Origin of the sequence: Micromonospora sp. NPDC049081, assembly GCF_040648835.1 — a bacterium.
In the GTDB taxonomy this organism is placed as follows: Bacteria; Actinomycetota; Actinomycetes; order Mycobacteriales; family Micromonosporaceae; genus Micromonospora; species Micromonospora antibiotica.
Genome location: NZ_JBEZEK010000043.1, coordinates 1 through 24787 on the forward strand (window position 1 = coordinate 1; position 24787 = coordinate 24787).

26 protein-coding genes, 1 pseudogene and 1 riboswitch are annotated in these 24787 nt (G+C 73.3%); of the genes and pseudogenes, 12 read left to right on the forward strand and 15 right to left on the reverse strand.

Features of this window, described 5'->3' with window-relative positions; all coding sequences use genetic code 11:
- Together AB0B63_RS31525 and AB0B63_RS31530 are read right to left on the reverse strand one after the other, a co-directional pair.
- Nucleotides 1–708: DUF305 domain-containing protein (locus tag AB0B63_RS31525; protein ID WP_357025514.1), on the reverse strand; the 708-nt coding region annotated here is incomplete at its 3' end.
- Between the two features lie 62 nt (nt 709–770).
- Nucleotides 771–1319 carry a hypothetical protein gene (locus AB0B63_RS31530; protein ID WP_244251580.1) on the reverse strand — a complete coding sequence of 183 codons (549 nt, stop codon included), beginning with the start codon at nt 1317–1319 and terminating at the stop codon, nt 771–773.
- Between the two features lie 221 nt (nt 1320–1540).
- On the opposite strand from AB0B63_RS31530, the gene AB0B63_RS31535 reads away from it, so the two are divergent.
- A complete protein-coding gene (locus AB0B63_RS31535; protein WP_208565658.1) occupies nt 1541–2884 on the forward strand; it encodes a YibE/F family protein in 1344 nt (447 codons plus the stop codon).
- Nucleotides 2885–3050: 166 nt separating this feature from the next.
- Nucleotides 3051–3182, forward strand: a riboswitch (cyclic di-AMP (ydaO/yuaA leader).
- 3 nt (nt 3183–3185) lie between these two features.
- Nucleotides 3186–4211 (forward strand): hypothetical protein, encoded by a 1026-nt coding sequence (locus tag AB0B63_RS31540; protein ID WP_357025518.1) that lies wholly within the window; start codon nt 3186–3188, stop codon nt 4209–4211.
- A 127-nt stretch (nt 4212–4338) separates the two neighbouring features.
- On the opposite strand, the gene AB0B63_RS31545 is transcribed toward AB0B63_RS31540, so the two are convergent.
- Complete coding sequence (locus tag AB0B63_RS31545; RefSeq protein WP_208565656.1) at nt 4339–5073, reverse strand: carbonic anhydrase; 735 nt, start codon at nt 5071–5073, stop codon at nt 4339–4341.
- Between the two features lie 212 nt (nt 5074–5285).
- Here AB0B63_RS31545 and AB0B63_RS31550 point away from each other — a divergent pair, with 212 nt between their 5' ends.
- The gene (locus AB0B63_RS31550; protein WP_208565655.1) at nt 5286–5636 is read left to right on the forward strand and encodes a helix-turn-helix domain-containing protein; all 351 of its coding nucleotides are present in this window, start codon (nt 5286–5288) and stop codon (nt 5634–5636) included.
- A gap of 280 nt (nt 5637–5916) precedes the next feature.
- Here AB0B63_RS31550 and AB0B63_RS31555 read toward each other — a convergent pair whose 3' ends face one another.
- Nucleotides 5917–6519: a lipocalin family protein gene (locus AB0B63_RS31555; RefSeq protein ID WP_357025523.1), complete on the reverse strand. Its 603-nt coding sequence runs from the start codon at nt 6517–6519 to the stop codon at nt 5917–5919.
- Between the two features lie 240 nt (nt 6520–6759).
- On the opposite strand from AB0B63_RS31555, the gene AB0B63_RS31560 reads away from it, so the two are divergent.
- The 5 genes from AB0B63_RS31560 (at nt 6760) to AB0B63_RS31580 (ending at nt 9817) form a co-directional block, all read left to right on the forward strand.
- Complete coding sequence (locus AB0B63_RS31560; protein WP_357025526.1) at nt 6760–7134, forward strand: hypothetical protein; 375 nt, start codon at nt 6760–6762, stop codon at nt 7132–7134.
- A 152-nt stretch (nt 7135–7286) separates the two neighbouring features.
- Nucleotides 7287–8084: a hypothetical protein gene (locus AB0B63_RS31565; protein WP_357025529.1), complete on the forward strand. Its 798-nt coding sequence runs from the start codon at nt 7287–7289 to the stop codon at nt 8082–8084.
- Nucleotides 8085–8162: 78 nt separating this feature from the next.
- Complete coding sequence (locus AB0B63_RS31570) at nt 8163–8525, forward strand: YkvA family protein (RefSeq protein WP_357025532.1); 363 nt, start codon at nt 8163–8165, stop codon at nt 8523–8525.
- A gap of 46 nt (nt 8526–8571) precedes the next feature.
- Nucleotides 8572–8997: a TIGR03618 family F420-dependent PPOX class oxidoreductase gene (locus AB0B63_RS31575; protein ID WP_208565650.1), complete on the forward strand. Its 426-nt coding sequence runs from the start codon at nt 8572–8574 to the stop codon at nt 8995–8997.
- Between the two features lie 217 nt (nt 8998–9214).
- The gene (locus AB0B63_RS31580; protein ID WP_357025535.1) at nt 9215–9817 is read left to right on the forward strand and encodes a hemerythrin domain-containing protein; all 603 of its coding nucleotides are present in this window, start codon (nt 9215–9217) and stop codon (nt 9815–9817) included.
- A 52-nt stretch (nt 9818–9869) separates the two neighbouring features.
- Here AB0B63_RS31580 and AB0B63_RS31585 read toward each other — a convergent pair whose 3' ends face one another.
- From AB0B63_RS31585 to AB0B63_RS31595, 3 genes are all read right to left on the reverse strand, one after another.
- A complete protein-coding gene (locus tag AB0B63_RS31585; protein WP_208565648.1) occupies nt 9870–10100 on the reverse strand; it encodes a ferredoxin in 231 nt (76 codons plus the stop codon).
- Nucleotides 10101–10118: 18 nt separating this feature from the next.
- Complete coding sequence (locus AB0B63_RS31590; protein WP_208565647.1) at nt 10119–11327, reverse strand: cytochrome P450; 1209 nt, start codon at nt 11325–11327, stop codon at nt 10119–10121.
- Nucleotides 11328–11511: 184 nt separating this feature from the next.
- A complete protein-coding gene (locus AB0B63_RS31595) occupies nt 11512–11694 on the reverse strand; it encodes an antitoxin (protein ID WP_357025539.1) in 183 nt (60 codons plus the stop codon).
- Nucleotides 11695–12018: 324 nt separating this feature from the next.
- Between AB0B63_RS31595 and AB0B63_RS31600 the strand changes: the two genes are divergently transcribed.
- Nucleotides 12019–13185: an AI-2E family transporter gene (locus AB0B63_RS31600; protein WP_307798988.1), complete on the forward strand. Its 1167-nt coding sequence runs from the start codon at nt 12019–12021 to the stop codon at nt 13183–13185.
- A gap of 147 nt (nt 13186–13332) precedes the next feature.
- On the opposite strand, the gene AB0B63_RS31605 is transcribed toward AB0B63_RS31600, so the two are convergent.
- Nucleotides 13333–13989, reverse strand: a complete 657-nt coding sequence (locus AB0B63_RS31605; RefSeq protein ID WP_357025542.1) for a dienelactone hydrolase family protein — start codon at nt 13987–13989, stop codon at nt 13333–13335.
- Between the two features lie 168 nt (nt 13990–14157).
- Between AB0B63_RS31605 and AB0B63_RS31610 the strand changes: the two genes are divergently transcribed.
- Nucleotides 14158–14550, forward strand: a complete 393-nt coding sequence (locus AB0B63_RS31610) for a MerR family transcriptional regulator (protein WP_208565645.1) — start codon at nt 14158–14160, stop codon at nt 14548–14550.
- A complete protein-coding gene (locus AB0B63_RS31615) occupies nt 14520–14867 on the forward strand; it encodes a thioredoxin domain-containing protein (protein ID WP_279632642.1) in 348 nt (115 codons plus the stop codon). Before AB0B63_RS31610 ends, AB0B63_RS31615 begins: the two co-directional genes overlap by 31 nt.
- Before the next feature lie 130 nt (nt 14868–14997).
- On the opposite strand, the gene AB0B63_RS31620 is transcribed toward AB0B63_RS31615, so the two are convergent.
- The gene (locus AB0B63_RS31620; protein WP_357025546.1) at nt 14998–15135 is read right to left on the reverse strand and encodes a hypothetical protein; all 138 of its coding nucleotides are present in this window, start codon (nt 15133–15135) and stop codon (nt 14998–15000) included.
- Between AB0B63_RS31620 and AB0B63_RS31625 the strand changes: the two genes are divergently transcribed.
- Nucleotides 15134–15313: a hypothetical protein gene (locus AB0B63_RS31625; RefSeq protein ID WP_208565644.1), complete on the forward strand. Its 180-nt coding sequence runs from the start codon at nt 15134–15136 to the stop codon at nt 15311–15313. The two genes, AB0B63_RS31620 and AB0B63_RS31625, sit on opposite strands and share 2 nt — an antisense overlap.
- A 257-nt stretch (nt 15314–15570) precedes the next feature.
- Here the strand turns inward: AB0B63_RS31625 and AB0B63_RS31630 are convergent, their stop codons facing one another.
- From AB0B63_RS31630 to AB0B63_RS31655, 6 genes and pseudogenes are all read right to left on the reverse strand, one after another.
- Nucleotides 15571–17943, reverse strand: a complete 2373-nt coding sequence (locus AB0B63_RS31630; RefSeq protein WP_208565643.1) for a glycoside hydrolase family 65 protein — start codon at nt 17941–17943, stop codon at nt 15571–15573.
- Complete coding sequence (locus tag AB0B63_RS31635) at nt 17940–18689, reverse strand: beta-phosphoglucomutase family hydrolase (protein ID WP_208565642.1); 750 nt, start codon at nt 18687–18689, stop codon at nt 17940–17942. The genes AB0B63_RS31630 and AB0B63_RS31635 overlap by 4 nt, the downstream gene beginning before the upstream one ends.
- A 49-nt stretch (nt 18690–18738) precedes the next feature.
- Nucleotides 18739–19206 (reverse strand): DUF4442 domain-containing protein, encoded by a 468-nt coding sequence (locus AB0B63_RS31640; protein ID WP_208565641.1) that lies wholly within the window; start codon nt 19204–19206, stop codon nt 18739–18741.
- Nucleotides 19207–19474: 268 nt separating this feature from the next.
- The gene (locus tag AB0B63_RS31645; RefSeq protein WP_208565640.1) at nt 19475–20779 is read right to left on the reverse strand and encodes an ABC transporter ATP-binding protein; all 1305 of its coding nucleotides are present in this window, start codon (nt 20777–20779) and stop codon (nt 19475–19477) included.
- A 131-nt stretch (nt 20780–20910) separates the two neighbouring features.
- A complete protein-coding gene (locus AB0B63_RS31650; protein ID WP_357025552.1) occupies nt 20911–23085 on the reverse strand; it encodes a bifunctional glycosyltransferase family 2 protein/CDP-glycerol:glycerophosphate glycerophosphotransferase in 2175 nt (724 codons plus the stop codon).
- A 16-nt stretch (nt 23086–23101) separates the two neighbouring features.
- Nucleotides 23102–24613: pseudogene (locus AB0B63_RS31655) on the reverse strand (DUF5941 domain-containing protein); the annotation flags it as partial.
- Nucleotides 24614–24787 lie beyond the last annotated feature (174 nt).

Consider the following 24787-nt stretch of genomic DNA (forward strand, 5'->3'; position numbering starts at 1 on the left):
CGCGCCGATCAGGGTGTGGGTGGCCCCGCCGATGCCGAGCACGTGTTCGCTGTGCAGCGGTCGACCCGGGCGGGCGCTGGCCGGTACGTCGGGGATCTTGCGCATGGTGTCGATCTCGCCCTGCTGGGTGGTGACGATCTGCTGCGCCATGGCCCTGGCCCCGGCGTGCCGGCCGTCCGCCAACTCCTGCCGGGCCATGGTGATCGCACCCTCGTGGTGGGCGATCATCAGGGTGAGGAACCGGCGGTCGAAGTCCCGACCGGTCGCCCCCTCCAACCGGGCCAGGTCGGCGTCGGACATCATCCCCGGCATGCCGTGGTCCATCCCCGGCAGGTGACCGTCGGCCGGGCCGCCGGACGGGACGGGCCGGCCCCAGGCGGTCAGCCACCCGGTCATGGTGGCGATCTCCGGGGCCTGGGCGGCACGGATCTGTTCGGCCAGCCGGGTGACCTCCGGATCGGCGGCCCGGTTCCCGGCCAGCTCCGACATGCGTACCGCCTGCTGGTGGTGCGGAATCATCATCTGGGCGAACATCACGTCCGCCGGGGCGACCCCGGCGGACACGGAGGCGGCCGGGGCGGTGCCCGCGGCCGGACGGCCGTGGCCGCCGTCGGTGGAGTGGCCCCCGCCGCAGGCGGTCAGGGCGGACGCGGTGGTGAGAGCGACGCCGGCCAGGGCGGCGCGACGGGCAAGGGTACGAGTGGACACGGGCAGACCTTTCGGTACGACGGAGACGGACGGCGGACACGGCGGAGCCGCGCCCGGGTGTCCTATCTGCGCAGTACCGACACCGTGGCGAACCGGAGCCCGAGCGGGCGCGGTGGCGGGGCGCGCGGCTCCCGGGGCCGCGACGGCGGACGGGCCACCCCGGCCGGCCTGGTACGCACCGCGAAGAGCAGCACCAGCAGCATCACGGTGAGCGCCCCGAGCACCGCCAGGCAGACGCTCCACCCGGTGGCCGGTGAGCCGGTCGGCTCGTCGGGCAGCACCACCACACATCCGGCCCCGCACCCGAGGGGACGGGCCGTCACCATCGTGAGCCGTACCGGACCGGTCAGGTCCCCCCGGTCCATGACCGGCGACACGACGGACGTCCGGTGGGGGCGCTCGACCGGGGTGTCGTGCCCGACGGAGGTCCGGTCCGCCGAGGTGGAGTGGCCGACCGTGGAGTGGCCGACCGGCCGACCGTCGGCGGGATGACCGGCGGCCGGGTGCGCGTCGTGGCCGAGGGTGTGCATCGCGGACAGCCCCAGCAGGGTGCCGACGAGCAGCAGCAGCCGCAGCCACCGCCCGGCCGTCGTCGTTCCCGCCCGCCGCACGGTTCCACGCTAGCCGTCCCGGACGGCCGGCGGGCCCGGACGGGTCGGCCACCCGACACGGGCGTACCGGCCGCAGCGGTGGCGGGGCCTGCCACCAGCACGTGAACCGCGCGGCCCGACCTGGTGCTGGCTACCATCGTCCGACGACCCGCCGCCCGTGGATGAACCGGCTGGCCGGCTGACACGTATCCCGTCCCGGATCGTTGGGAGTACTCGCACACATGGGCGCCGACCACACCCGTCCCGCTCCGTCCACCCCACCCCGGGTGCGGCGGATCCTCGTCATGACGGTGGTGCCGCTCATCGTCGTCACGGTGATCGCCACGCTGCTGCTCTGGCCGGGGGAGACCCCGAAGATCGACCAGGGCGAGCAGGTGCCCCGCTACCACGGCACGGTGACCCGGGTGGTGACCGAGCCGTGCCCGCCCGTCCCGCAGACCCCCGACGGCCCGTCGGGGGCGGCCGACGGGCCGTGCGGGACGGTGACGGTCACCGTCGGGCAGGGCCCGGACAGTGGTGAGCAGGTCGAGACGCCGGTCCCGTCCGGGCCGGGGGCACCGACGGTGACGGTCGGCGACGAGGTGGTGCTGGTCGCGTTGGCCGACCCCACCGACCCGTCGGTGAGCAGCTACCACATCGCCGAGCACCAGCGGGGCATGCCGCTGCTCTGGCTGGTCGCCCTGTTCGCGGCGGCGATCGTCGCGTTCGGCCGGCTGCGCGGGCTGGCCGCCCTGGCCGGCCTCGGGGCGAGCTTCGCCATCCTGTTGACCTTCGTGGTGCCGGGCATCTCCGCCGGGGGCGCACCGCTGCCGATCGCGGTCACCGGCGCCGCGCTGATCATGTTCGTGGTGCTGTACCTCACCCACGGGGTCACCGCACAGACCTCGGTGGCGGTGCTCGGCACGCTGGGCAGCCTGGTGCTGACCGGCGTCCTGGGCACGCTGGCCACCGCCGCCACCCACCTGACCGGGTACGGCAGCGAGGAGGCCACCACGCTGTCGATGTACCAGCGCGACGTGGACCTGCACGGACTGCTGCTGGCCGGGATCATCATCGGTTCGCTGGGTGTCCTGGACGACGTCACGGTCACCCAGTCGGCCACCGTCACCGAGCTGGCGCACGCCAATCCGGGGCTGTCCCGGTTGCAGCTCTACCGGGCGGCGACCCGGGTCGGGCGGGCGCACATCGCGTCCACGGTCAACACGATCGTGCTGGCGTACGCGGGGGCCTCGTTGCCGTTGCTGCTCCTGCTCACCGCCGACAGCCGGCCGGTGAGCCAGATCCTGACCAGCGAGTTCCTGGCCCAGGAGATCGTCCGCAGCGCGGTGGCGACCCTGGGGCTGGTGGCGGCGGTGCCGCTGACCACCGGATTGGCCGCGCTCGTCGTCACCGCCGGGCGTGGTCCCGCCGACGCCGACGCGACCGGACCGACGCCCACCCCACGCCCCGCCCCCGACCGTGCCGAGGCGCTGGCGGCGCTGAGCGGCCCCCGGCACGGCGAACCGTCCACCCCGGCCCCCGCACGGTGGCCAGACCCGGAAAGGAGCACGGACACCGCATGGTGACACTGCGCTGTGTGACCGGAGGTGAGGTCGCGGCTGTCGGTCGCGTCACTGATTACCCCTCGCTATCGGGAAAATACGCATTTTGCCGGGTTGTGACCGTAGATCCCCGGTACGACTCTCGGGTAACCTCGCTGCCGGTCACCGCCGAAGGCGCCCACCGGAGCCAGCGGTGCCACCGCCCAATCGCCGTACGGCGAGCCGGGGAACCGAGCACCTGGGGTGAATCCGCGCCAGCGGTAGGGGCCACTTCCGTCCCGAACCCGTCAGCTAACCCGGTCGGCGGTCGACGGAAGGGACAACTGTGACGGCACCCCTACGCCACTGGTGGACTCCGGTGGTGGCCGTGCTCGCCGCCCTGGCGCTGGTCGCCGGGCCCGCCGCCGCCCCCGCGGCGGCAGCACCCAACGCGCCCACCCCCTCGGGGCACGAGGAGGACGAGGAGCCGAAGCTGCTCACCGACGTCATCGAGGCGACGAACCGGGAGTATTCGGCGGCGAAGAACCGGCTGGAGAAGTCCAAGAAGCGCCAGCTCGAGTACGCCATCGAGGTGGAGAAGGCGGAGCAGGAGCTGGCGGCGTTGGCTCCGCAGGTCAACGAGATCGCCGCCCAGTCGTACCGGACGGGTCGGGTCGGCGCGGTCGCGGCGCTGCTGGAGAGCAACGCCCCGGACACCTTCGTCCGGCGGGCCGCCGCCCTGGACGAGCTGAACATGGTCAACGCCGGCAAGCTGGCCGAGGTCAACAAGGTCAAGAAGCGTGCCGAGCAGGCCAAGCTCGCCGTCGACACCGAGGTCCGTGAGCAGCAGAAGCAGACCAACCTGATGGCCAAGAAGAAGACCGAGGCCGACAAGGCGCTCGCTCTGGTCGGTGGTCGGGGCTTCACCGGTGGCCTGGTCGACGCCACCTCGCCGGTCGCCCGGATCGCCCCCGGTCAGACGGCCGACGGCGACTGGCGCGGCGAGTCGTGCAGCGAGAACGACCCCACCACGTCCGGCTGCATCACCCCGCGCACGCTGCACATGTACAAGGAGGTCAAGCGGGCCGGCTTCAACCGGTTCGTCGGCTGCTACCGCCCCGGCGGGCCGTGGGAGCACCCCAAGGGCAAGGCGTGCGACTGGTCGTTGCAGAAGAGCGGCTTCAGCCCGTGGCACAACAACGACACCCGGATGTACGGCAACAACCTCGCCGCGTTCCTGATCCGCAACTCGGACCGGTTGGGCATCTACTACGTGATCTGGAACCGGCAGATCTGGTTCCCGGCCAACGGCTGGAGTTCGTACTCCGGGCCCTCCAACCACACCGACCACGTCCACGTGTCATTGATGTAGCCGGCCATGACCCTGGCGGTGCGGTGTCCGGGGCCCGGGCACCGCACCGCCCCGGTGAGGTGATCGAGTCGGCCAGCACGAAGGCCGCCCGGCTGAGCCGGGCGGCCTTCGTCGTGCGTGGTACGCCTCAGCCGGGGACGGCCGCGGGCTCGCCGGTCGGCACGGCGTCGACACCCGTCGGCACGGCCGGCCCGGGTACGACGGCAGCGGCCGCCGCGGTGGTGGGCGCAGCCGCCCGGGTGGCGGGAGCGGCGGCCTCGTGGGCCGGGGCGACCTGGCGGACCTCACCGGCGGCGAGGCGGTAGGACATGCCGACCACCGCGCACCGCCCGGCGGCCACCTCGGCGGCGATCACCGGGGAGTTGCCGAGCAGCACCTCGACGGTCTGCGCGATGTGGATGTCGACGATCCCGTCGATGTCGTGCACCCCCTGCTGGTCGGCGCGACGCAGGCTCGGCCCGACGGCGGCGACCACCGAGTAGAGGTGCCCCGGGGGCTGGGTGCCGGTACGGGCCGCCTCCCGGGCCGCCTGCACCGCCCCGCAGGAGTCGTGCCCGAGGACCACCACCAGCGGGGTGCCGAGGATCGTCACCGCGTACTCGACGCTGCCGAGCACCTCCGGCCCGGCGGTGTGCCCGGCGGTCCGGACCACGAAGAGGTCACCCAGACCCCGGTCAAAAATGATCTCGGCGGCCAGCCGGGAGTCGGAGCAGCCGACGATGACGGCGAAGGGATGCTGGCCGTCGGCGACGGCGGCCCGGTGGCTGGCACCCTGGTTGGGGTGGTGGGGCTCCCCGGCGACGAAACGCCGGTTGCCCGCCTGTAGTTCGGCCAGCGCCTGGGTCGGAGTGATCGGGGCCATTGCCTCACCTCGGTCCGGAATCGCACCTGGTCACGCCGGCCGGCGGCGACGACGGCCGTGTTCCCACGGTCACACGCAGCGAAAGGTACGTCAAGATTTCGTGATCCACGTTTCAGGCTTTGGTCGCCACGATGTCGACCAGGGGTCGAGGCCCACGGTCCGACCCGGCGGCCGACGGCGGGCCTCCCAGGTACGGGCCATACGATGACGTCATGGCGACGACGACGGGCGGCACCGGGAGCACCCGGAACTGGACGTTCCTCACCAACCACGGTCACGTGCTGCTCGCCATCGCCCGCAACCCCACCGCCCGGCTGCGGGACGTCGCCGACGAGGTCGGGGTGACCGAGCGGGCCGCCCAGGCCATCGTGGCGGACCTGGAGACCGGTGGCTACCTGCGGCGTACCCGGGTCGGCCGACGCAACGAGTACACGATCGACCCGAGCGGTCACTTCCGGCACCCCGCCGAGGCCGACCGCCAGGTCGGTGCCCTGCTCGCCCTCTTCACCCCCACCACGCCGACCTCGACGTCGGGGCCCACGGCCCACCCGACCGACGCCTGAGGCATCAGCCCACCTGCCCGACCGAACCCGGCGGCGACAGCCCGGGCGACCGACGCCCCGGGCTGCAGCCAGGTGACCGACGCCCTGGGCGGCAGCCCGGGCGACCGGTGCCGAGTCGACGGCCCGCCCACCCCCGGGGCGGACGTGGGCGGGGGCCGTCGGGAGTCCGGTGCTTCATCGGGGCCACGGCGCGCTGGCAGCGCCCGGACCGCTCCCCAGGCCGGGACGGCTCAGCAGAACCGGCCCGGGGACGCCTCGACAGAACCGGCCCGGGGACGGTTCAGCAGAAGCTGCCGGCCCGCGCGCCGCCGTCCTGCCGGGTGGTACGGAGGTCGCAGAGGTCGTAGCCGTTGGCGGTGAGCGCCGCCTTCGCCGCCGTCGTCTGTGCCCCGGTCAGCGCCGGCTCCCGGGACAGGACGAAGCCGGTGCTGCGGTCCGGGTCACCGACGACCGCCCAGCGGTAGTCGGGGTCGAGCCCGATCACCACGTAGTTCGGCCCGCCCAGGTAGAGCCACCGGTTGCCGAGCTTGAGGAACGACACGGTCAACGCCGAGTCGGCCGGCGGGTTCTCGCTGCGGGCCCGACCGGTGACCGCGCTGGTGGTGCCGACGATGGTCTGGCAGGTGTTGCGGACCCCGACGGTGCCGTCGGGCTGGACGTCGTACCGGGCCTTGACGTTCTTGAAGCACTGGATCTCGAAGATCGCCGGGATGGCGGCGACCTGGTACCAGTCGCCCGCGTACCGCTCGACGTCGACGTCGGCGACCGGGGTGAGTGGCCCGGTGTCGACGGCGGTCGGCGCGGCCTGCGCGGGTACGGCGGTGGCCAGCACCGTCGCGGTGGCGACGGCGACGGCCGCGGCGACCTGACGACGTACTCCCATGGTGTCTCCTCCGGTCTGTTCGGTCCCGGCGCGGCAGGGTGTCGCGCCGCCGGCCAATTGCCCGGACCGACCGGGCGGAAACTGTCGGCATTCTCATCGCCGTCGATGCATCCAGGGGCAGGTCAGCGCGCGTATCCCTGCTGGGAACGGTCCGTCCACAGGGCACACCGTGGCCCGGGTCACTGGTCCGATCGGGTCACCGACGCTGCGCGCACGGCCGGGTGGGGATAGGTTGGACGGGTGATCCGCCCAGCTTCCACCCGGCCCGTCTGGGTGTCGAGGCTGCGCGACCTGGCCCGGTTGGCGGTCACCGCCCTGGTGCTCACCGTCGGCCTCGGCGGGCTGTTCGCCGCCACCGGTGGCCCGGCCGCCGCTGCCGCCCAGCCGCTCGTGGTGACCTCGCGGGTGGCCGAGCTACCCGCCGACGCCTACGCCGGGGACGACGCGTCCACCGAGACCCGTCCCGGTGCCGGGCGAACCGCCCACGGGCCCACCCGGCCGCTGCCGGCCGGATCCGCCGACGAGCCCACGGTCCGGCCCGCCGCCCGGGTGGACGTGGCGACGCCGGACCCGGCCCGGGACGCCACCGGCCGGCGCGGCCCGCCCCGGCACTGAGCGGCGCGGCACTCCCGGTGCCCGTCCCCGACCGCGCCCAGGTCCGAGGTGGGCCGGCCGGATCCGGTCCGTTGAGGACACGCCGCCCGTAGCTCCCGCCCCGACCGGGCCCCCGTCCGTCCACATCGTTGTTCCACCGTGAGGTGCTGGTGATGCAGACCGTCTTCTCCGCCGTCCTACCCGACGTCCCCGCCGCCGCCGGAATCTGGCTGATCCTGCTCGCCGTCGCGGCCGTCGCCGTCGCAGCCCTGGTCGTCCGTCCCGACCGGTTCCGGCTGGCGGTGGCCCGCCGGTTCCGCGACGCCGCCCTGCCCGACGACCGGGAGCGCACCGAACAGCACCGGGAGCACACCCGGTACGCCGAGGAGGTCGCCGTGGCGGCCGACCGGGCGGGCACCACCGCGAGCCGGCTGCGGGCCGAGTGGCTGGCCACCCAGGACGAGGTCGAGTCCGCCTGGACGGCCCTGGAGTCGGCCGAGGCGCACCTGCGTCGGCTCGCCGCCGCCGCGGCCATGCCGCTGCCGCACACCGGGCAGACCCCGGCCGAGTACGCCGACCGGGAGCGCTGGCTGCACCGGGCCGCCGAGGAGGCACACCGCCGGGGCGAGCTGTCGGACGCGCAACTCGACGACGCCCTCGCCCACCGCGCCGGCTGGGACCCGCGCCGGCACCCCGTGGAGCAGGAACTGGTGCTGCGCCGCGCCACGCGGGACCACCTGGCCGCCCGGCACCGGGCGGCGGTCGCCCGGGAACAGGCCGCCTGGCGGGCTGCCGACCTGGCCGGGGCGGCGGCGCGCAGCCTGCGGGACGAGGCGTTCGCCGCGCGGGAGCGCCGGCCGGAGCGGGCCGAGTCGGTGCTGCCGATGACGGACAGCCCGCGCCCGTCGGCCGAAGCCACCCGGGAGAACCCCACCGTGGCACGCGGCCGGGCCGCTGTCGCCGCCTACTGACCCCACCGCCACCGGCCGGCCCGTCGGGTCGGCGACGGAATCCGGCGCGACGGGCCGGGCTGGGCTAGCGTTGCGGGCATGTCCCGGGAGATGTGGGCGCTCGTGGTCGTCGGCGGCATCCTGGCGCTGGCGACGCTGGTCGGCGCGGTCCTGCTGGCGGTACGGGTCATCCGCACCCGACGGCTGCTCGGCACGCTGGGCGTGGGCGGCAAGGTGGCCTTCTACGGCGCGCTCATCTACACGATCCTGCCGGTCGACGTGTTGCCCGACCCGATCTACCTGGACGACATGGGTGTGCTGGCCGGTGCGCTGATCTACCTGGGTCGCCTGGCCCAACGCCGTCGGGCCGCCGGGCCGCCGCTGCCCGGCCGACCCGGTGCCCTGTCCGACGCCTCATCCTCCCCGCCCGGCCAGGGCCGGACCGGGCGGATGATGTCATGATCGGGGCTGAACCGGGGCGACGCCCCGCACGGGACGGGAAACGGACATGGCCGGCAGACACCAGTTGGACCCGTACGACGAGCGGGTCCTCACCTTCTGCCGGGAGCGGCACCTGGCCACGCTGACCACCCCACGTCCCGACGGCACGCCGCACGTCGTACCGGTCGGGTTGACCTACGACGCGACGGCCGGGCTGGCCCGGGTGATCACCTCCGGTGGTTCGGCCAAGGCCCGGTACGTCGCCGCCGCCGGATCGGCCGGCGTCCCGGTGGCCGCCTGCCACCTCGACGGCCGTTGGTGGCTGACCGTCGAGGGTCGGGCGGTGCTGCGCACGGACCCCGACGCGGTGGCCGAGGCGGAGCGCCGGTACGCGGAGCGCTACCGCCAGCCGCGCCCGAACCCGGAGCGGGTCGTCATCGAGATCACCGTGACCCGGCTGCTGGGTTCCCTTCCGCCCCTCCCGTCCGACTAGGACCGATCCACCGACCGTGTGTCGGGACGGCCCCGCGCGGCACACCGGCAGCGGGCGTCCGTAGCCCGGCCGGAGGTCGGCCCCGGGGTGCGTCCCCGGACGGGTCGGCCCGGGAAGCCGGGACCGGCAGCTCATCGACGGTGATGGTTCGGGTGCCCGGTGGTGGGTACAGGCCCGCCAGGAGCCGATCCGCCCGCAACCGGTAAGGGGCACCGAGATGAGCAACGCACAGGCCACCACGGGTCAGGACGTCGTGGACGTCCTGACCGCCGACCACCACGAGATCGAGACGATCTTCGCGGAGCTGGAGAGCCGACAGGGCAGCGCCGAGCACCGTCGCCGGCTGGCCGACGTGATGATCGCCGAGTTGGTCCGGCACGCGGTCGCCGAGGAGATGTACGTCTACCCGACCGCCCGCCGGGCGTTGCCCGACGGCGACCAGCTCGCCGAACACGAGATCGCCGAGCACGCCGTGGCCGAGCGGACGCTGAAGGAGCTGGAGCCGCTGGACCCGTCCGACGCCCGCTTCGAGCCGCTGATCAGCCACCTGACGAAGAGCATCCGGCACCACGTGAAAGAGGAGGAGGCTGAGCTCTTTCCCCGGCTGCGGGCCGCCGTCGCCCACGAGGAGCTGGTCGAACTGGCCGACCGGGTCCAGGCGGCGAAGGGACACCTGCCGACCCGCCCGCACCCCGGCGCCCCGGACCATCCGCCGGCGAACCGGCTGCTCAATCCCGGTGCGGGCCTGGTCGACCGGATCAGGGACGCGCTGAGCGGGCGGCCCACCACCAGGGCGGAGCTGCACGACCAGCAGGGTTGAGCGGGGGTGGTGGCCGTCTCCGGGTACCCCGCCGGGGCCGGCCACCACCCGCTCAGGCGCCCGGGGCGATCCGGCTGTCGTCGGCCGCGTCGGACACCACGATCGCCTCCATCGGGCAGGACTCGGCGGCGTCCAGCACCGCGTCCGCCGGATCGATCCGTTCGGCCAGCGGCCGGGACAATCCGTCCACCAGCACGAAGTGGGCCGGGGCGTAGCCCGCGCAGATTCCTGCCCCGATGCACCGGGTCGGGTCCACGTGCACCCGCCAGCCGTGCTCCCCCATCTGTCCTCCGTCCTTCCGTCACCAGGTGACGGGCAACGCCGTCAGGCCCCGGACCAGCAGGCCGCTCTTCCAGGTCAGTGCCGACTCGGGCACCGCCAACCGCAGGCCCGGGGTACGGGCCAGCAGGGTCTCCAGGACCACCTGGAGTTCCATCCGGGCCAGTTGGGCCCCGATGCAGTGGTGCGGGCCGTGCCCGAATGCGAGGTGCGGGTTCACCTTCCGGTCGAGGTCCAGCCGGTCGGCGTCGGGGAAGACGCTCTCGTCCCGGTTGGCCGAGGGGATGGAGACCAGCACCGGTTCACCGGCCCGGACCAGCACCCCACCGAGTTCGACGTCCTCCAGGGCGTACCGGGCGAACGCGGCGGTGGCACCGAGTGGGATGAAGCGCAGCAGTTCCTCCACGGCGGACGGCACCAGGGCCGGTTCGGCGCACAGCCGCTGCCAGACGTCCGGCTCGGTGAGCAGGACGTAGACCAGGTTGGGGATCTGGGTCACGGTGGTCTCGTGACCGGCGGCCAGCAGGCCCGCCGCCAGGCGTACCATCTCGTCCTCGGTGAGTCGGTCGGCGTTGTCGTCGCGGGCCCGGACCATCGCCCCGATCAGGTCGTCGGTGGGGGTCACCCGCCGCTGGGCGATCAGCCCCGCCATGTACGACAGCAGGTTGTCGATGTAGCTCTGCGCCACCTCCGGTCGCAGGGACGTGGTCGACACGATCGCCTCCGACCAGGTGTGGAAACGGTCCTGGTCACTGACCGGCACGCCCAGCAGATCGCAGATGACCCGGATCGGCAGCGGGGTCGCGACATGGCTGACCAGATCGGCCGGCGACCCTGCGGCGATCATCCCGGCCACCAGGTCCTCGGCCAGTTCCCGGGTCCGCGGGCGGAGTTCCTCGACCCGTCGGGCGGTGAACGCCTTCGCCGCCAACCGGCGCAGCCGGCTGTGCTCGGGCGGGTCCATCCCGAGGATGCCGGCCTCCCGCTGGTAGGGGGTGCTGCGCGGCTCGTCCCGCCCGACGGCGGCGGCCCGGCTGAACCGGAGGTCACCCAGCACGGCTCGTACGTCCGCGTGCCGGGTGGCCAGCCAGGCCGGCTCACCGAACGGGAGTTGGACCCGGATCAGCGGTTCGTCGCGGCGCAGCCCGGCGTAACGGGGGTCGACGTCGAGCCGGTGCGGATCGCTGAACGGGTAGGGCCGGGCGATCGTGGCGTGCGTTGTGTCGGTCACCGGGGATGCTCCCTCTCGTCGACGGCGCGCAGTGCCGCGTGCCGGCCCACTCCACACGACTCAACGGTGAGTCATGCCCCGACTGCGGATAGTAGCGAGACTCGTCGATGGTTACCAGAGGTGAGCAGCTATTGACACGACAATGCCGGACCACCCGAACGGGTGACCCGGCATCGGGAACGGCTCAGCGACCCTGGTCGCCCTCACCGGTGCGCGCCTGGATCGCGTCGACACCCTTGTCGATCTGCTCGTCGTACTTGCCGCCGGTCCGCTCGTCGGCGAAGTCGCCGGCCTTGTCCAGGCCCTGGTCGACCTGCTTGTCGTGCTTGTCGGCGAAATCCTTGACCTTGTTCATGAAGTCGCTCACGGTGTCCTCCTCGTCGTCGGCCTGTTGCGTTCCCCGTCCGCCCGGGCACAAACACCGCAGCGCGGCGGCAGCGGGCGCACCACAGCGCCCGGCGGGTCGACCGCACCACGAGGGACCCGGCACGACACCACCGCTGAACGGCGCGACAGGACAGTCCGGACGGCACCGTGCTGCGACAGCGTGCCGGCGTCACCCTTGCTGGGCGTGGCCGTCCGGGTACGACCGTCCTGAGCGGAACCGACCGGTCGGCACGACGTTGAGCCACCGGGTGTCGCGGCCGACCGGGTCGGGTATCGACCCCGCCGAGACCGAGGAGGATCCGACGTGGTCGAGGACGGTACCGGGCGTACGCCCGAAGTGACGGCTGCGGGTGCCCGCCCCACCCCACGGCAGGCCTGGGCGGCACTGCCCTGGCTGGTCCGCACGGCGGTGGTCTGGAGCGCCTGCCTGGTGGTCGTGGTGTTCGGGTGCTACCTGCTGGGGAAGGTGGCGGTGCTGCTCGCGCCGCTGGCGATCGCGGTGGCGGTCACCTTCTTCCTCACCGCGCTGCTCGACCCGGTGCTGTTGGCCCTGCGCCGGCTGCGGGTACCGGCCGCGCTCGCCGCGCTGCTGAGCGTCCTGCTGCTGCTCGGGGTGCTGGTCGGGGTGGGGGTGCTGGTGTGGAACCTGACCGCCGCCCAGTTCGGGGAGCTGAGCCAGCAGCTCGACGAGGGTCTGCAACGCTCCCGCGACTTCGTCACCGGGACCCTGCCGGTCAGTGACGCCCAACTCGACAAGCTGGTCCAGCAGGTCCGCGACGGCCTGGGTGGCAGCGCCCCGGACCCGGTCGGCGGGGCCCGTACGGCGACCGAGGCGGTCGGCTCCGCCCTACTCGCCCTGGTACTGCTGTTCTTCCTGTTGAAGGACGGCCGGTCGATGTGGCACTGGGTGCTGCGTCGGATGACCGGCCCGAACCGGGCGGTGACCGCCGAGGCCGGTCGGGCCGGTTGGCGCACCCTCGGGTCGTACAGCCGGGGCACGATGCTCATCGCGGCCATCGACGCGCTCGGCATCGGGCTGGCGCTGGTGCTGCTCGGGGTGCCGTTGGCGCTGCCGCTGGCGCTGATCACGTTCCTCGGCGGCTTCGTACCGATCATCGGGGCGACGGTCGCCGGCGCGGTCGCCGTGCTGGTGGCGCTGGCCGCCAACGGTCCGACCACGGCGCTGCTGGTGCTGGCTGCGGTGATCGCCGTCCAGCAGATCGAGGGCAACCTGCTGGAGCCGTTGGTCATGAAGCGGCAGGTGCAGCTGCACCCGGCGGTGATCCTGGTGGTGGTAACGGCGGGCACCCTGATCGCCGGCATCGCGGGGGCGTTCGTCTCGGTGCCGATCGCGGCGGTCGCCTACCGGGTGGTCGACACCGTCCAACGGCACCGGGAGCAGGTCGCGTCGGCCCCGCCGGAAGACCGGCCGCACCGCCACGACGACGAGTCACCCGCCACCCCCGCCTGACCCACCGATCCGGCACCCCACACCGTCGGGTCACGATCGTGCCCGATCCGTGTCGTAGCGGCTTCCGCCTGATCCGAGTCCGCCGCACCATGGATCGAGCACGATCGTCAGCGGTGCAGCCACCCAGGATCGTCACGGTGGGAGCGGTCAGGCCGGGACGGGGAGGTGGCGGCTGAACCAGTCGGCTGCGGCGTCGGCGACCTCGTCCAGGGTGCCCGGTTCCTCGAACAGGTGGGTGGCACCGGGCACCACCCGGAACTCGTGCGGGCCGGTCAGCATCCCGGCGGCCTGTTCGTTCAGCGTGATCACCTGCTCGTCGAGGCCGCCCACCAGCAGCAACGTCGGCGCACGTACCCCGGCCAGGGCCGGCCCGGCCAGGTCGGGTCGACCACCCCGGGACACCACTGCGGCGACCCGCTGCGGACGTGCGGCGGCGGCCACCAGGGCGGCGGCCGCACCGGTGCTCGCGCCGAACAGGCCGACCGGCAGCCGGCCCAGCGCCGGTTCGGCAGCGAGCCAGTCGACGGTCCCGGCGAGCCGACCGGCCAGCAGTTCGATGTCGAAGCGCAGCTCGGCGGTACGGGCGTCGACCGCATCCTCCTCGGCGGTGAGCAGGTCCACCAGCACCGTCACCAGCCTCCGGCGTTGCAGCACCCGGGCCACCGCCACGTTACGCGGGCTGTGCCGGGAGCTGCCGCTGCCGTGGGCGAAGAGCACCACCCCCACCGCGTCGTCCGGCCCGTCGACGTCGGCCGGCAACCGGGCGTCCCGCAGCGGCACCGTCGCCTCGGCGCGTACCCCCATGGTGTTGCTCCTTTCCGCCGTGCGGTCGGTGGCGGTTACCCGCCCGGCGACCGCTCTCACCCGTGCCGCTCTCACCCGTGCCGCCCCCACCCGCGCCGCGCCCGCCCGTTGCCTTGACACCGGCGACAAGGTCTAGCGTGACGCCAGGAACTCCGCCGAGGAGGTCGGATGCTGATCGGTGAGCTGGCGGAACGGGCCGGAACGAGCACCCGCACGCTGCGGTACTACGAGACGCACGGGCTGGTCCGGCCACGCCGCTCGGCCAACGGCTACCGGGTGTACGACGAGGCGGAGCTGCGGGTGGTGCACGAGATCCGGGCGCTGCTGGCGGTCGGCTTCGGCCTCGACGACATCCGGCCGTTCGTGGCCTGCCTGCGGGCCGGCCACGCCTCCGGGGACGTCTGCCCGGACTCGGTCGCCGTGCTGCGTCGCAAGCTGGCCGAGGTGGACGCCTACCTCGACCGGCTGGGCACGGTACGGCGGCAGCTGCACGACCAACTCGCCCAGGCGATCATCCAACGGGAGGAAACATGCCTCAGGACACGGCAGCGGGACAGTTGACCGCCGTCACCGACGCGACCTTCGCCGACACGGTGCTCGCCGCCGACCGGCCGGTGGTGGTCGACTTCTGGGCGGACTGGTGCCCGCCCTGCGTGGGGACCTCACGACACCTGGCCGAGCTGGCCGACGAATTCGGCGACCGGCTGCGGGTGGTCACCGTGGACACCGACGCCAACCCCGCCACCGCCCGGGCTTACGGGGTGATGTCGCTGCCCACCATGCTGGTGTTCGTCGGCGGTGAGGTGGTCGGCTCGATCGTCGGCGCCCGTCCGAAGAACCACCTGCGGCTCGCCTTCACCCGCCACCTCGACGCCTGAACACCGGACCGGCGGCGTCCACGGCGCTGTCCGGCGACGTCGGCGGGCGGCGGTGGTAGGGGCACAGCAACGTCGGCGGGCGCTGGCGGTGGCCGGCGACGTCAGCGGGCGCTGGCGGTGGCCGGCGACGTCAGCGGGCGCTGGCGCTGGCGGTGACGGTGTCCGGGTGGCGGGCGGCGGTGGCGTTTGCGGGGGCGGCGGGCGGGAAGACGCGCGTGACGTCGGCACCGGCGCAGCAGCGCCCCGCACGGATCACGAGGTTCGCCATGGCCAAGCGGAAGACACGTCAGCAGACCCGGACCATTGAGCAGGAACGCCCCGAACAGGACGCCGAGCGCAACCTCGACTGGGCGGACGAGGCGGCACAGGCGCGTACCCCGGACGACCCGCGGGCGGTCGCACCGCGCGATGCCGGTGGCCGCCCCTCCGACGGCCCCCAGTTCTGACCCCCGGCGGCCGTCGGGGTCGAGGGAGGGCACCAGGCACGTGATCGTGGAGAGTTCTTGTCGCTCCCGCGACAAGAACTCTCCACGATCGAACCGGACCGACACGACCGGACCGGCACCACCGGACCGACACGACCGAACCGACACGACCGGACCGGACCAGGGCCGAACCGGCACGACCGGGCACGACCGGGCACGACCGGGCACGACCGGTCGACGGGCACGACCCGGCCCGGCCGGGCCGGGGCCGGACGGGATCAGGCGCGGGACTCCGGAAGGCGCAGCAGCGGGGCCCGGCCGGGTGGTTGTTCCGGCGCGGGGGTCTGCTCGTGGGTCTGCGGCACGGGTACGGTGACCGGCGCGGCGGAGGTGACCCGGACGGTCTCCCCGTGGTGTCGCAGCTCCAGGGCCGTGTCGGGGCCACCGTTGCGCAGCGAGTAGGTCGTCTGGTGGGGCCGGACGTCCACCCGCAGCCGCATCGACCGCCACTGCAACGAGAACTCCAACCGGCTCAACCCGCTGGACAGCCGGGGGGTGAACGACAGCTCGCCGTCGTGGTCGCGCAGCCCACCGAACCCGGCCACCAACGCGATCCAGGCCCCCGCCAACGACGCCATGTGTACGCCGTCGCGGGTGTTCTCGTTGAGGTCGTGCAGGTCCATCAGCGCGGCTTCCCGCAGGTAGCTGTGCGCCAGCTCGGGGTGCCCGACCTCGGCGGCGAGCACCGCCTGGGTGCAGGCCGACAGGGACGAGTCGCGTACGGTACGCCGCTCGTAGTAGAGGAAGTTGCGCAGCTTCTGAGCGTCGGTGAAGGCGTCCCCCCGCCAGTGCATCGCCAGCACCAGGTCGGCCTGCTTGACCACCTGCTTGCGGTACAGGTCGAAGTACGGGTAGTGCAGCAGCAGCGGGTACTTCTCGGTCGGGGTGTGCGCGAAGTCCCACTCCTGGAGCCGGGTGAAGCCCTCCACCTGCTCGTGCACGTCGAGGTCCTCGTCGTACGGGATGTGCATGGCCTGGGCGGCGTCGCGCCACTCGGCCGCCTCCTCCTCGGTCACCCCCAGGTCGAGCGCCTCGTCGCGCAGGCGCATCGCGCAGTCGGCGGCGGTGAGGAGGTTCCGCTGCGCCATCAGGTTGGTGTAGATGTTGTCGTTCTTGACGGCGGTGTACTCGTCGGGGCCGGTCACCCCGTCGAGGTGGAACCGGCCGTTGCGGTCGTGGTGGCCCAGCGAGCGCCACAGCCGGGCGGTCTCCACCAGCAGTTCCAGGCCGATGTCGCGTTCCAGCTGGTCGTCACCGGTGACCAGGACGTAGCGGCGCAACGCGTCGGCGATGTCGGCGGCGATGTGGAAGGCGGCGGTGCCGGCCGGCCAGTACGCCGAGGACTCCGGGCCCTCGATGGTCCGCCACGGGAACGCCGCGCCGGCCAGGTTCAACGTGCGGGCCCGTTCCCGGGCCTGCTCCAGGGTGGCGTGCCGCCAGTACAGGGCGTCGCGGACCGCGCCCGGCTGGGTGTACGTCAACACCGGCAGGACGAACATCTCGGTGTCCCAGAACGCGTGCCCGTCGTAGCCGGGGCCGGTGAGCCCCTTGGCGGAGATCGGCCGGCGTTCGGCCCGCGCACCGGCCTGGAGCACGTGGAACAGTCCGAACCGGACCGCCTGCTGCACCTCCGGGTCCCCCTCGACCCGGACGTCGGCGGCGTCCCAGAACCCGTCGAGGTATTCGCGCTGTTCCCGGTGCAGCCCGTCCCAGCCGGTCAGCCGGGCGGCGGCCAACGCCGCGCCGACCTGGTCGCGCAGCGCGGGCAGCGAGCGTCGACTGGACCAGCCGTACGCGAAGAACTTGACCACCCGCATCGTCTCGCCGGGCTGGAGCACGCAGCCGATGGTGGTCCGGACCCAGTCCTCGTACCCCTCGGACTCGATGGTGGTCTTGCCCGGGGCGTCCACGTCGTGGCCCATCCCGGCGGCCACCCGCAGCCCGCTGACCTTGGTGCGGTGGATGAGCAGCCCGCCGTCGTCGGTGGTCAGCTCCTCCTCGGCCTGCAACGGCGACTCCAGCACGGCGGCGACCCGGGGGTCGCGGCTCTGCGCCGGCAGGTTCTCGTTGGCGACCAGCTCGGACTGGAGGATGAGCCGCAGCGGGCCGCTGACCGCCTCCACCTCGTAGTGGATCGCGGCGACCGACCGTTGGGTGAAGGAGACCAGCCGGGTGCTGCGGACCTTCACCTCCCGGCCGGCGGGCGAGCGCCAGTGCATCTCCCGGTGCAGGGTGCCGGCCCGCAGGTCGAGGACCCGTTCGTGGCTGAGCAGCTCGCCGTAGCGCAGGTCGAGGGGTTCGTCGTCGACGAGCAGCCGGATCAGCTTGCCGTTGGTGACGTTGACGATGGTCTGCCCCGACTCGGGGAACCCGAACCCGGCCTCCGCGTACGGCAGCGGACGCAGCTCGTAGAACGAGTTGAGGTAGGTGCCGGGCAGGCCGTGCGGCTCGCCCTCGTCGAGGTTGCCACGCAGCCCGATGTGGCCGTTGGAGAGCGCGAACACCGACTCGGACTGGGCCAGCACGTCCATGTCGAGGCGGGTCTCCCGGATGTGCCACGGCTCGACCGGGTAGGCGCGTTCCCGGATCATGCGGCCGGCCCGGTCAGCAGGTCGGCGAGGTCGGTGACGACCACGTCGGCGCCGTGGGCGCGCAGCTCGTCGGCCTGGCCGGCCCGGTCCACCCCGATCACGTGCCCGAAGCCACCGGCCCGCCCGGCGGCCACCCCGGCCAGCGCGTCCTCGAACACGGCCGCGTCGGCGGGGGCCACCCCGAGCAGCTTGGCGGCGGCGAGGAAGGTGTCCGGGTGCGGTTTGCCGCGCAGCCCCTCGGCGCGGGCGACCAGCCCGTCGACGCGTACCTCAAGCAGGGGTTCCAGGCCGGCGGCGGCGACCACGTCGCGGCAGTTGGCGCTGGCCGAGACCACCGCGCGGCGCAACCCGGCCTGCTCGGCCGCCTTCAGGTAGGCCACCGAGCCCGGGTACGCCTCGACGCCGTCGTGGTGGATCCGGTCCAGCAGGACGACGTTCTTGCGGTTGCCGACGCCGTTGACGGTGTCCGCGTCGGGCGGGTCGTCGGGGCTCCCCTCGGGCAGGGTGATGCCCCGGGAGGCGAGGAACGAGCGCACCCCGTCGGCGCGCGGTTTCCCGTCGACGTAGCGGTTGTAGTCCGGGCCGGGGTCGAACGGCCGGAACGGTTCGCCGCCGGCCTCGGCGTGCCGGCGCAGCAGGTCGTCGAAGGTCTGTTTCCAGGCGGCGTTGTGCACCTTGGCGGTCTGGGTCAGCACGCCGTCGAGGTCGAAGAGGCAGGCGGTCACATGAGCAGGTAGGCCCAGCACGCTACGAATCTATCCACCGCCCCCACCGGGCAAACCCCCGCCACGCGGGTCAGCGGTGCGGGCGCAGGGTCCACAGGACGGTCATCGTGGCGGTGACGGTGCCGTCGGCGGTGCCGATCTCCACCGCGACCGGGAACTCGGGGCGTTGCCCGGCGTCCAGTTCGGCGAGCACCTCGGCCGGGGTGCGACCGAGCCGCGCGGTGGCTTGCACCTCCCCCATCGCCACCCGCCGGTACGCGATGTCGGCCCGCACGGCCAGCGGCACGGCCCGGTCGAGCACCTGCCCGAACGCGGCCATCACCACCGCGCCGGAGGCGGTCTCGCCGAGGGTGAACATGGCCCCGGCGTGCGGGCCGCCGACGTGGTTGTGGGTGGCCGGCGTGTCGGGCAGCCGGACGACCGCCCGGACCCCACCCTCGGCCTCGGGCGCGACCTCGACGATCTCGAAGCCGAGCGTGCGGGCGAACGGGACGGCCCGGAGCACCCCGGCCGCCACCTCACGGGAGTCGATGGTCATGACCCGAGGTTACCCGCCGGTAAAAACCCCCACCAGCACCTGCCGACCCCCGACCACCACCCCGCCAGAACCGGTCGACCCACGCGCACCCCGCCCCGGTCGACCGCCACGACCTCATGATCCACACAGTTCCCTGGAAACAGCGGCATCCGGGCGGGCGGAGACCACTACATCCACGAACTTGCGCGCAGCGCCCGGGGCAGAGCAGGGCCAGAGCAGGGGCAGAGCAGCGCCCGGGGCAGGGTGGGGTCAGGGGCAGGATGTGGGGTCAGCGCCAGCCGACGTCGATGCGGTCGCCGCGTTCGTCGAAGAAGTGCAGGGCGTCCATCCGGACCGCCACCGCCATCGGGTGCCCCGCCGAGATCGCCGGGTACGGGGCCAGCCGGACCGCCAGCTCGGCCGGGCGGCGGTGGTGGCGGCCGGGGTCGTTCAGCACGCTGGTGCGGTTGTCGCCGGCCGTCCGTTCGACCTCCTCCGGGTCGCCGGCCCGCCCGGTGAGCCGGGACATGACCTGACCGAACCGGCGCAGTCCCCGCTGGCCCGGGGCGGCGTCCTCGGCGGGGGCGCTCATCTCGTCGACCATGATGGCGGTGGCGCCGATGTCGAGGAAGGCCAGCGACTCGTGCCCGTGGTGCTCCAGGTAACGGACCCGGCCCTGGAGCACGTCACCGGGGGTGTCCGGGGCGACCGGGGTGAGCGCCTCGGCCCGCATCCCGACCACGATCCGCTCGCCGTGGTAGTGCGCCACGGCCCGGCTGCGGATGTCGTCCCACGGCAGGTAGAGCGCCTGGTCACCGAGGGTGAGCGTGACGTACCGGTCGAGGTGGACGTAGACCGACGCCTCCAGCAGGTTCATCCGGGGGCTGCCGAGGAACGCGGCGACGTAGAGGGTCGCCGGCCGGCCGTACACCTGGGTGGGGGTGCCGACGTCCTGGAGCACACCCTTGCGCATGATGGCCACCCGGTCGGCCATGGTCAGCGCCTCGGCCTGGTCGTGGGTGACGTAGATGGTGGTGACGCCCAGCTCGCGGGTCAGCGCGGAGATCTCGGCGCGCAGCTCGGCCCGCAGCCCGCTGTCGAGGTTCGACAGCGGCTCGTCCATCAGGAACAACCCCGGCCGGCGGACGATCGCCCGACCCATCGCGACCCGCTGCCGTTGGCCGCCGGAGAGCTGGCTCGGTTTACGGCCGAGCACGTCGCCGATGCCGAGCGCGCTGGCCACGTCCTGCACCCGCTCGCCCCGGGGCACCGGCTCCACCCCGGACAGCTTGAGCGGGAAGCCGATGTTGTCACCGACGGTCATGTGCGGGTAGAGCGCGAAGTCCTGGAAGACCATGGCGATCTTCCGGTCGCGCGGCGGCAGGTCGTTGGCGACCTCACCGTCGAGCATCACCGCGCCGGTGGTCGGCTCCGCCAGTCCCGCGATCATCCGCAGCACGGTCGACTTTCCGCAACCGGACGGGCCGAGCAACACCATGAACTCACCGTCGACGACGTCGAGACTGACGTTGTCGACGGCAACTGTCCCATCCGGGAATACCTTTGTGACGTCCTTCAGCGCGACGGTGGTCACCGTCTCCTCCCCCAGCTTGGCCGAACCCCGGGTTGACTGTGACGAGCATCATCGGGTTAGCACATCGGGTAAACGTGCCATGTTCGACTGATGACAGCCCTATTACGGGCCAGTACGGCGATCCGCCCGGATCACCCACGTTCCCCCAGGAAGACCCGGCGGACCACCCGCTCCGCCGCGTGCCCGTCGTCCCAGCCGCAGAACCGCTCCCGGAACGCCTGCCGCGCCCGCTCGGCCGGCTCCCCGGTCACCGCGCCGCGACGGAAGACCGCACACAGCTCGTCGAAGGTCAGCGCGACCGCCCCCGGCGGTTCGGCGGTGACGTCGAAGTAGACCCCCCGGGCCAGCCGGTAGGCGTCGTGGTCCGGAGCGTAGATCACGATCGGCCGGTCCAGCACCGCGTAGTCGAACATCGCCGACGAGTAGTCGGTGACCAGCACGTCGGCCGCCAGATAGAGGTCCTCCACGCTGGCGACGTCACTGACGTCGACCACCCGACCCCCGGCCCGCCGCCGGGCCCGGCCCTGCCGGTCGTGGAAGTAGTGGCTGCGCACCAGCAACCGCCCGGCCGGCCCGAGCACCTCCAGCAGCCGGTACGGGTCGAACGGCGGCCGGTACCCGGGCAGGTGCTCCCGGTGGGTCGGCGCGTACAGCACCACCCGCTCGTCCGGGGTGACGCCGAGCCGGGCCCGCACCGCAGCAACCTCCTCGGTGGTGGCGGTGACCAGCCGGTCGTTGCGCGGGTAGCCCACCTCCAGCCGGACGTAGTCCGCCGGATAGGCGCGGTCCCACATCTGGGTGGAGAACGCGTTGGAGCTGACGCTGTAGTCCCAGCGCTCCACCCGGCGCAGCAGCCCCGCGAAGTCCATCCCGACCGCACCGAGCGGGTACCGCTGCTGGTCCAGCCCCATCACCTTGACCGGGGTGCCGTGGTGGGTCTGAACATGGACCTGGCCGGGGCGCTTACGCACGAAGTCCGGGAAGTTGACGTTGTTGACCAGCCAGCGGGCCCGCGCCAGCACCCGCTGACAGTCGAGGGTGCCGGCCACCACGTACTCGGTGCCGGGCGGGAGGGTGTCGATCCGGTCCCGGCGGACGATCCACACCCCGCGTACCTGCGGGGCGAGCCGGCGGGCGGCGGCGTGCACCGCCGCCGGGTTGCAGGCGTAACCCCGGTACCAGTAGGCGGCGTAGACGGCCAGTGTCGGGTCGATCGGCCGGCGCAGCTCGGCCCGGTAGCACTCGTGCAGCAGCGCGTCCCGGGCCAGCCGGGCGGTGCGCCGGGCCACCGGCCGGGCCCGCCGACCGGCGCTGCGGGCGCCCTCCCGGGCCTGGTTGGCGGTACGCAGCGCGCTGAACGTCCGCCACCTGCCGGCGGCGACCAGCCGGTGCTTGAGCCCGTCCCACCCGTCCGGCACCGGATAGCCTCCGGTGGGTCGGAACCGCCGGTGGTCGGCGGTGATCCGCTGGAAGAACGCCGGCCGCAGCTGCGGGGCGATCCGGTCGCCGTTGCCGAGCACGGTCAGGTAGTGCCAGATCATCCGTTCGAAGACCACCGGTCGCAGCTCGGCCAGGTCGGGCCGCTCGTCGAGGAACCCGAACACCCGGTGCCACTGGTCGAAGACCTCGAAGTGCCGGTCGTCGAGGGTCCGGGTGATCGCACCGGCCCGGCGCTGCCGGTAGTTGACGCAGACCCGGTCGAGCACCCCGATCCGCCCGGCGGCCAGCAGCACCGGGTAGCTGAACGCGACGTCCTCGTACCAGCCGGGGGCGAAACGCAGCCCGAGGCCGGTGAGGAACTCCCGGCGGACCAGCCGGTTCCAGGCGGTGTGCAGCAGGCGCAACACCTCCGGCCGCTCCGCCAGGCGGAACGTCGCCGCGCCTGGTGGTTCGGGAAACACCTCCGACAGGGCGCTGCGGGTGACCCGCTCGTCCCAGTGCACCCGCACGTGGTCGACCAGCAGCACGTCCGGACGGGTGGCGGTGAGCCGGTCGGCGACCTCGGGCAGGCAGTCGGGGGCGAGCCAGTCGTCGCCGTCGAGGAACCAGACGTACTCGCCGGTGGCCCGGTCCAGCCCGGCGTTGCGGGCCGGACCGAGCCCCACGTTGCGTGGCAGGCGGAGCGCCCGGACCCGGGGGTCACGGGCGGCGTACTCGTCGAGGATGTCGCCGCAGGCGTCCGGGGAGCCGTCGTCGACCCCGATCACCTCGATGTCCCGCACCGGCTGGCCGAGCAGCGAGTCCAGGCATTCGCGCAGGTAACCCTGCACCCGGAAGGCCGGTACGACGAAGCTGATCAGCGTCATCCGGCCGCCCCTGTCGTCAGCCCGGCGAACCACCCCGCACGGGTACGGCCGCCGCCCGGCTCGCGCGGGCCGGCAGGACGACCCAGGCCAGCACGACACTTGCCACGAACACCAGCAGAAGGTACGCACCGAGTGTAGCCATTACAGGGCTGGCAAATCCGGCGATCGCCGCCACCGCCAACAGCACCGAACGCCCCTCCCAGCCCAGCGTCCACCGGTGCAGGGGCGGGGCCACCTGCCGCTTCTCCAACCGGGCGGTCAGGTCGTAGTGGTGCACGGTCAGCACGAAGACGTACCCGAAGAGCAGCCACGCCGGCACCCCGCCGACCACCCCGACCACGGCGGCGAACAGGTACTCGCCGGCCCGCAACGCCGCCGGCACCAGCCAGTCCAACGGCCCGTTGTGCGCCGCACCCGCACCCAGCCCGGCCACCAGCAGCACCAGCAGCGCCACCGGCAGCCACCAGCGCAGACCGCCCGGATCACCGTCACCGGCCGCCCGGAACAACCCCACCACCAGCAGCACCGCCGGCCCGAGCACCCCGAGCACCGCCAGGGTCAACGGGCCCATCGGGCGGACCACCGGCAACCGGGCCGCCACCGGCCCGTCGTCACGGTGCAACGTCGCGTCGACCGTGTCCAGCACCGGCACCCACATCCAGCGCGCCCGCAAAGTCCGCAACGCGCCCGTGTAACCGAACGCCAGCACCCCCCACACCAGCACCGAGACCAGGCTGACCAGCGGCCCGAACAGCGCGGCGGTGACCGCGATCAACGCCCACCGCTCACCGATCGGGAAGACCACCGTCCGCTTCAACCAGTACGACACCGAGCCGGTGTCCGCCTGCACCCGGGTCGACGCGGCGTTCAGCTTCCCGCCGATCCCCCCGGCGGCCGGGGTGACCGGGCGGGGACGCCGGGCCGCCTCGTCGTGCAGCACCCCGTACCAGGCGTCGGTCATGTGCCGGACGGTCTGCAACGTCATCGCGGCGATCGCCAACGCCCAGCCGTAACGGAACCCGGCGTGCGTCGCGCCGTAGCCCAACCCCGCGTAGACCAGGTACTCCTTCGCCCGGTCGGCCATCGTGTCCAGCCAGCCGCCCCAGGCGCTGAAGTGCCTGGTGTACCGGGCCAACTGCCCGTCCACGCAGTCGAGCACGAAACCCAGGTAGAGCAGCACCGCGCCGGCCACCAGTGCGACCCGGCCACCCGCGCCGAAGAGCACCGCCGCGACCACCGCGAACAACACCGAGACCATGGTGACCCCGGTCGGCGTCAGACCCAGCCGGGCACACGCCTTCGTCACGTACGGCGACCAGGTGCTGACGAAGTAGGTGGTGAAGAAGTCGTCGCGTTCCTTCACCGACAGCCGCAGCTCCGCCCGGTCCTCGTCCACCCCGGCCAGGGCCGCCTCGGCCGCCGCGAACCCGGCCGGATCGGTGACCCGGTGCGCCACGAGCAGGCGTACCCGGTGGGCGAAGGTCAGGGTGCCGAGGTCGGTGAGCGCCGCGAACAGCCGGTCCACGGCGGCACCGGCCACGCCCCCCGCTACCGGGCCGTGGGCGGCCTGCCCCGCCGCCCGGCCACCGGCGGCCTGCGGGCCGTGGGCGGCCTGCGGGCCGTGGGCGGCCTGCGGGCCGTGGGCGGCCTGCGGGCCGTGGGCGGCCTGCGGGCCGTGGGCGGCCTGCGGGCCGTGGGCGGC

Coding starts and splice junctions, on each gene's coding strand:
- AB0B63_RS31625 (WP_208565644.1), top strand. CDS start 15,134: ATGGCCAAGCGGAAGACACGTCAGCAGACCCGGACCATTGAGCAGGAA.
- AB0B63_RS31630 (WP_208565643.1), bottom strand. CDS start 17,943: ATGATCCGGGAACGCGCCTACCCGGTCGAGCCGTGGCACATCCGGGAG.
- AB0B63_RS31620 (WP_357025546.1), bottom strand. CDS start 15,135: ATGGCGAACCTCGTGATCCGTGCGGGGCGCTGCTGCGCCGGTGCCGAC.
- AB0B63_RS31550 (WP_208565655.1), top strand. CDS start 5,286: ATGGCGACGACGACGGGCGGCACCGGGAGCACCCGGAACTGGACGTTC.
- AB0B63_RS31605 (WP_357025542.1), bottom strand. CDS start 13,989: ATGGGGGTACGCGCCGAGGCGACGGTGCCGCTGCGGGACGCCCGGTTG.
- AB0B63_RS31615 (WP_279632642.1), top strand. CDS start 14,520: ATGCCTCAGGACACGGCAGCGGGACAGTTGACCGCCGTCACCGACGCG.
- AB0B63_RS31610 (WP_208565645.1), top strand. CDS start 14,158: ATGCTGATCGGTGAGCTGGCGGAACGGGCCGGAACGAGCACCCGCACG.
- AB0B63_RS31555 (WP_357025523.1), bottom strand. CDS start 6,519: ATGGGAGTACGTCGTCAGGTCGCCGCGGCCGTCGCCGTCGCCACCGCG.
- AB0B63_RS31545 (WP_208565656.1), bottom strand. CDS start 5,073: ATGGCCCCGATCACTCCGACCCAGGCGCTGGCCGAACTACAGGCGGGC.
- AB0B63_RS31640 (WP_208565641.1), bottom strand. CDS start 19,206: ATGACCATCGACTCCCGTGAGGTGGCGGCCGGGGTGCTCCGGGCCGTC.
- AB0B63_RS31580 (WP_357025535.1), top strand. CDS start 9,215: ATGAGCAACGCACAGGCCACCACGGGTCAGGACGTCGTGGACGTCCTG.
- AB0B63_RS31650 (WP_357025552.1), bottom strand. CDS start 23,085: ATGACGCTGATCAGCTTCGTCGTACCGGCCTTCCGGGTGCAGGGTTAC.
- AB0B63_RS31565 (WP_357025529.1), top strand. CDS start 7,287: ATGCAGACCGTCTTCTCCGCCGTCCTACCCGACGTCCCCGCCGCCGCC.
- AB0B63_RS31575 (WP_208565650.1), top strand. CDS start 8,572: ATGGCCGGCAGACACCAGTTGGACCCGTACGACGAGCGGGTCCTCACC.
- AB0B63_RS31535 (WP_208565658.1), top strand. CDS start 1,541: ATGGGCGCCGACCACACCCGTCCCGCTCCGTCCACCCCACCCCGGGTG.
- AB0B63_RS31585 (WP_208565648.1), bottom strand. CDS start 10,100: ATGGGGGAGCACGGCTGGCGGGTGCACGTGGACCCGACCCGGTGCATC.
- AB0B63_RS31570 (WP_357025532.1), top strand. CDS start 8,163: ATGTCCCGGGAGATGTGGGCGCTCGTGGTCGTCGGCGGCATCCTGGCG.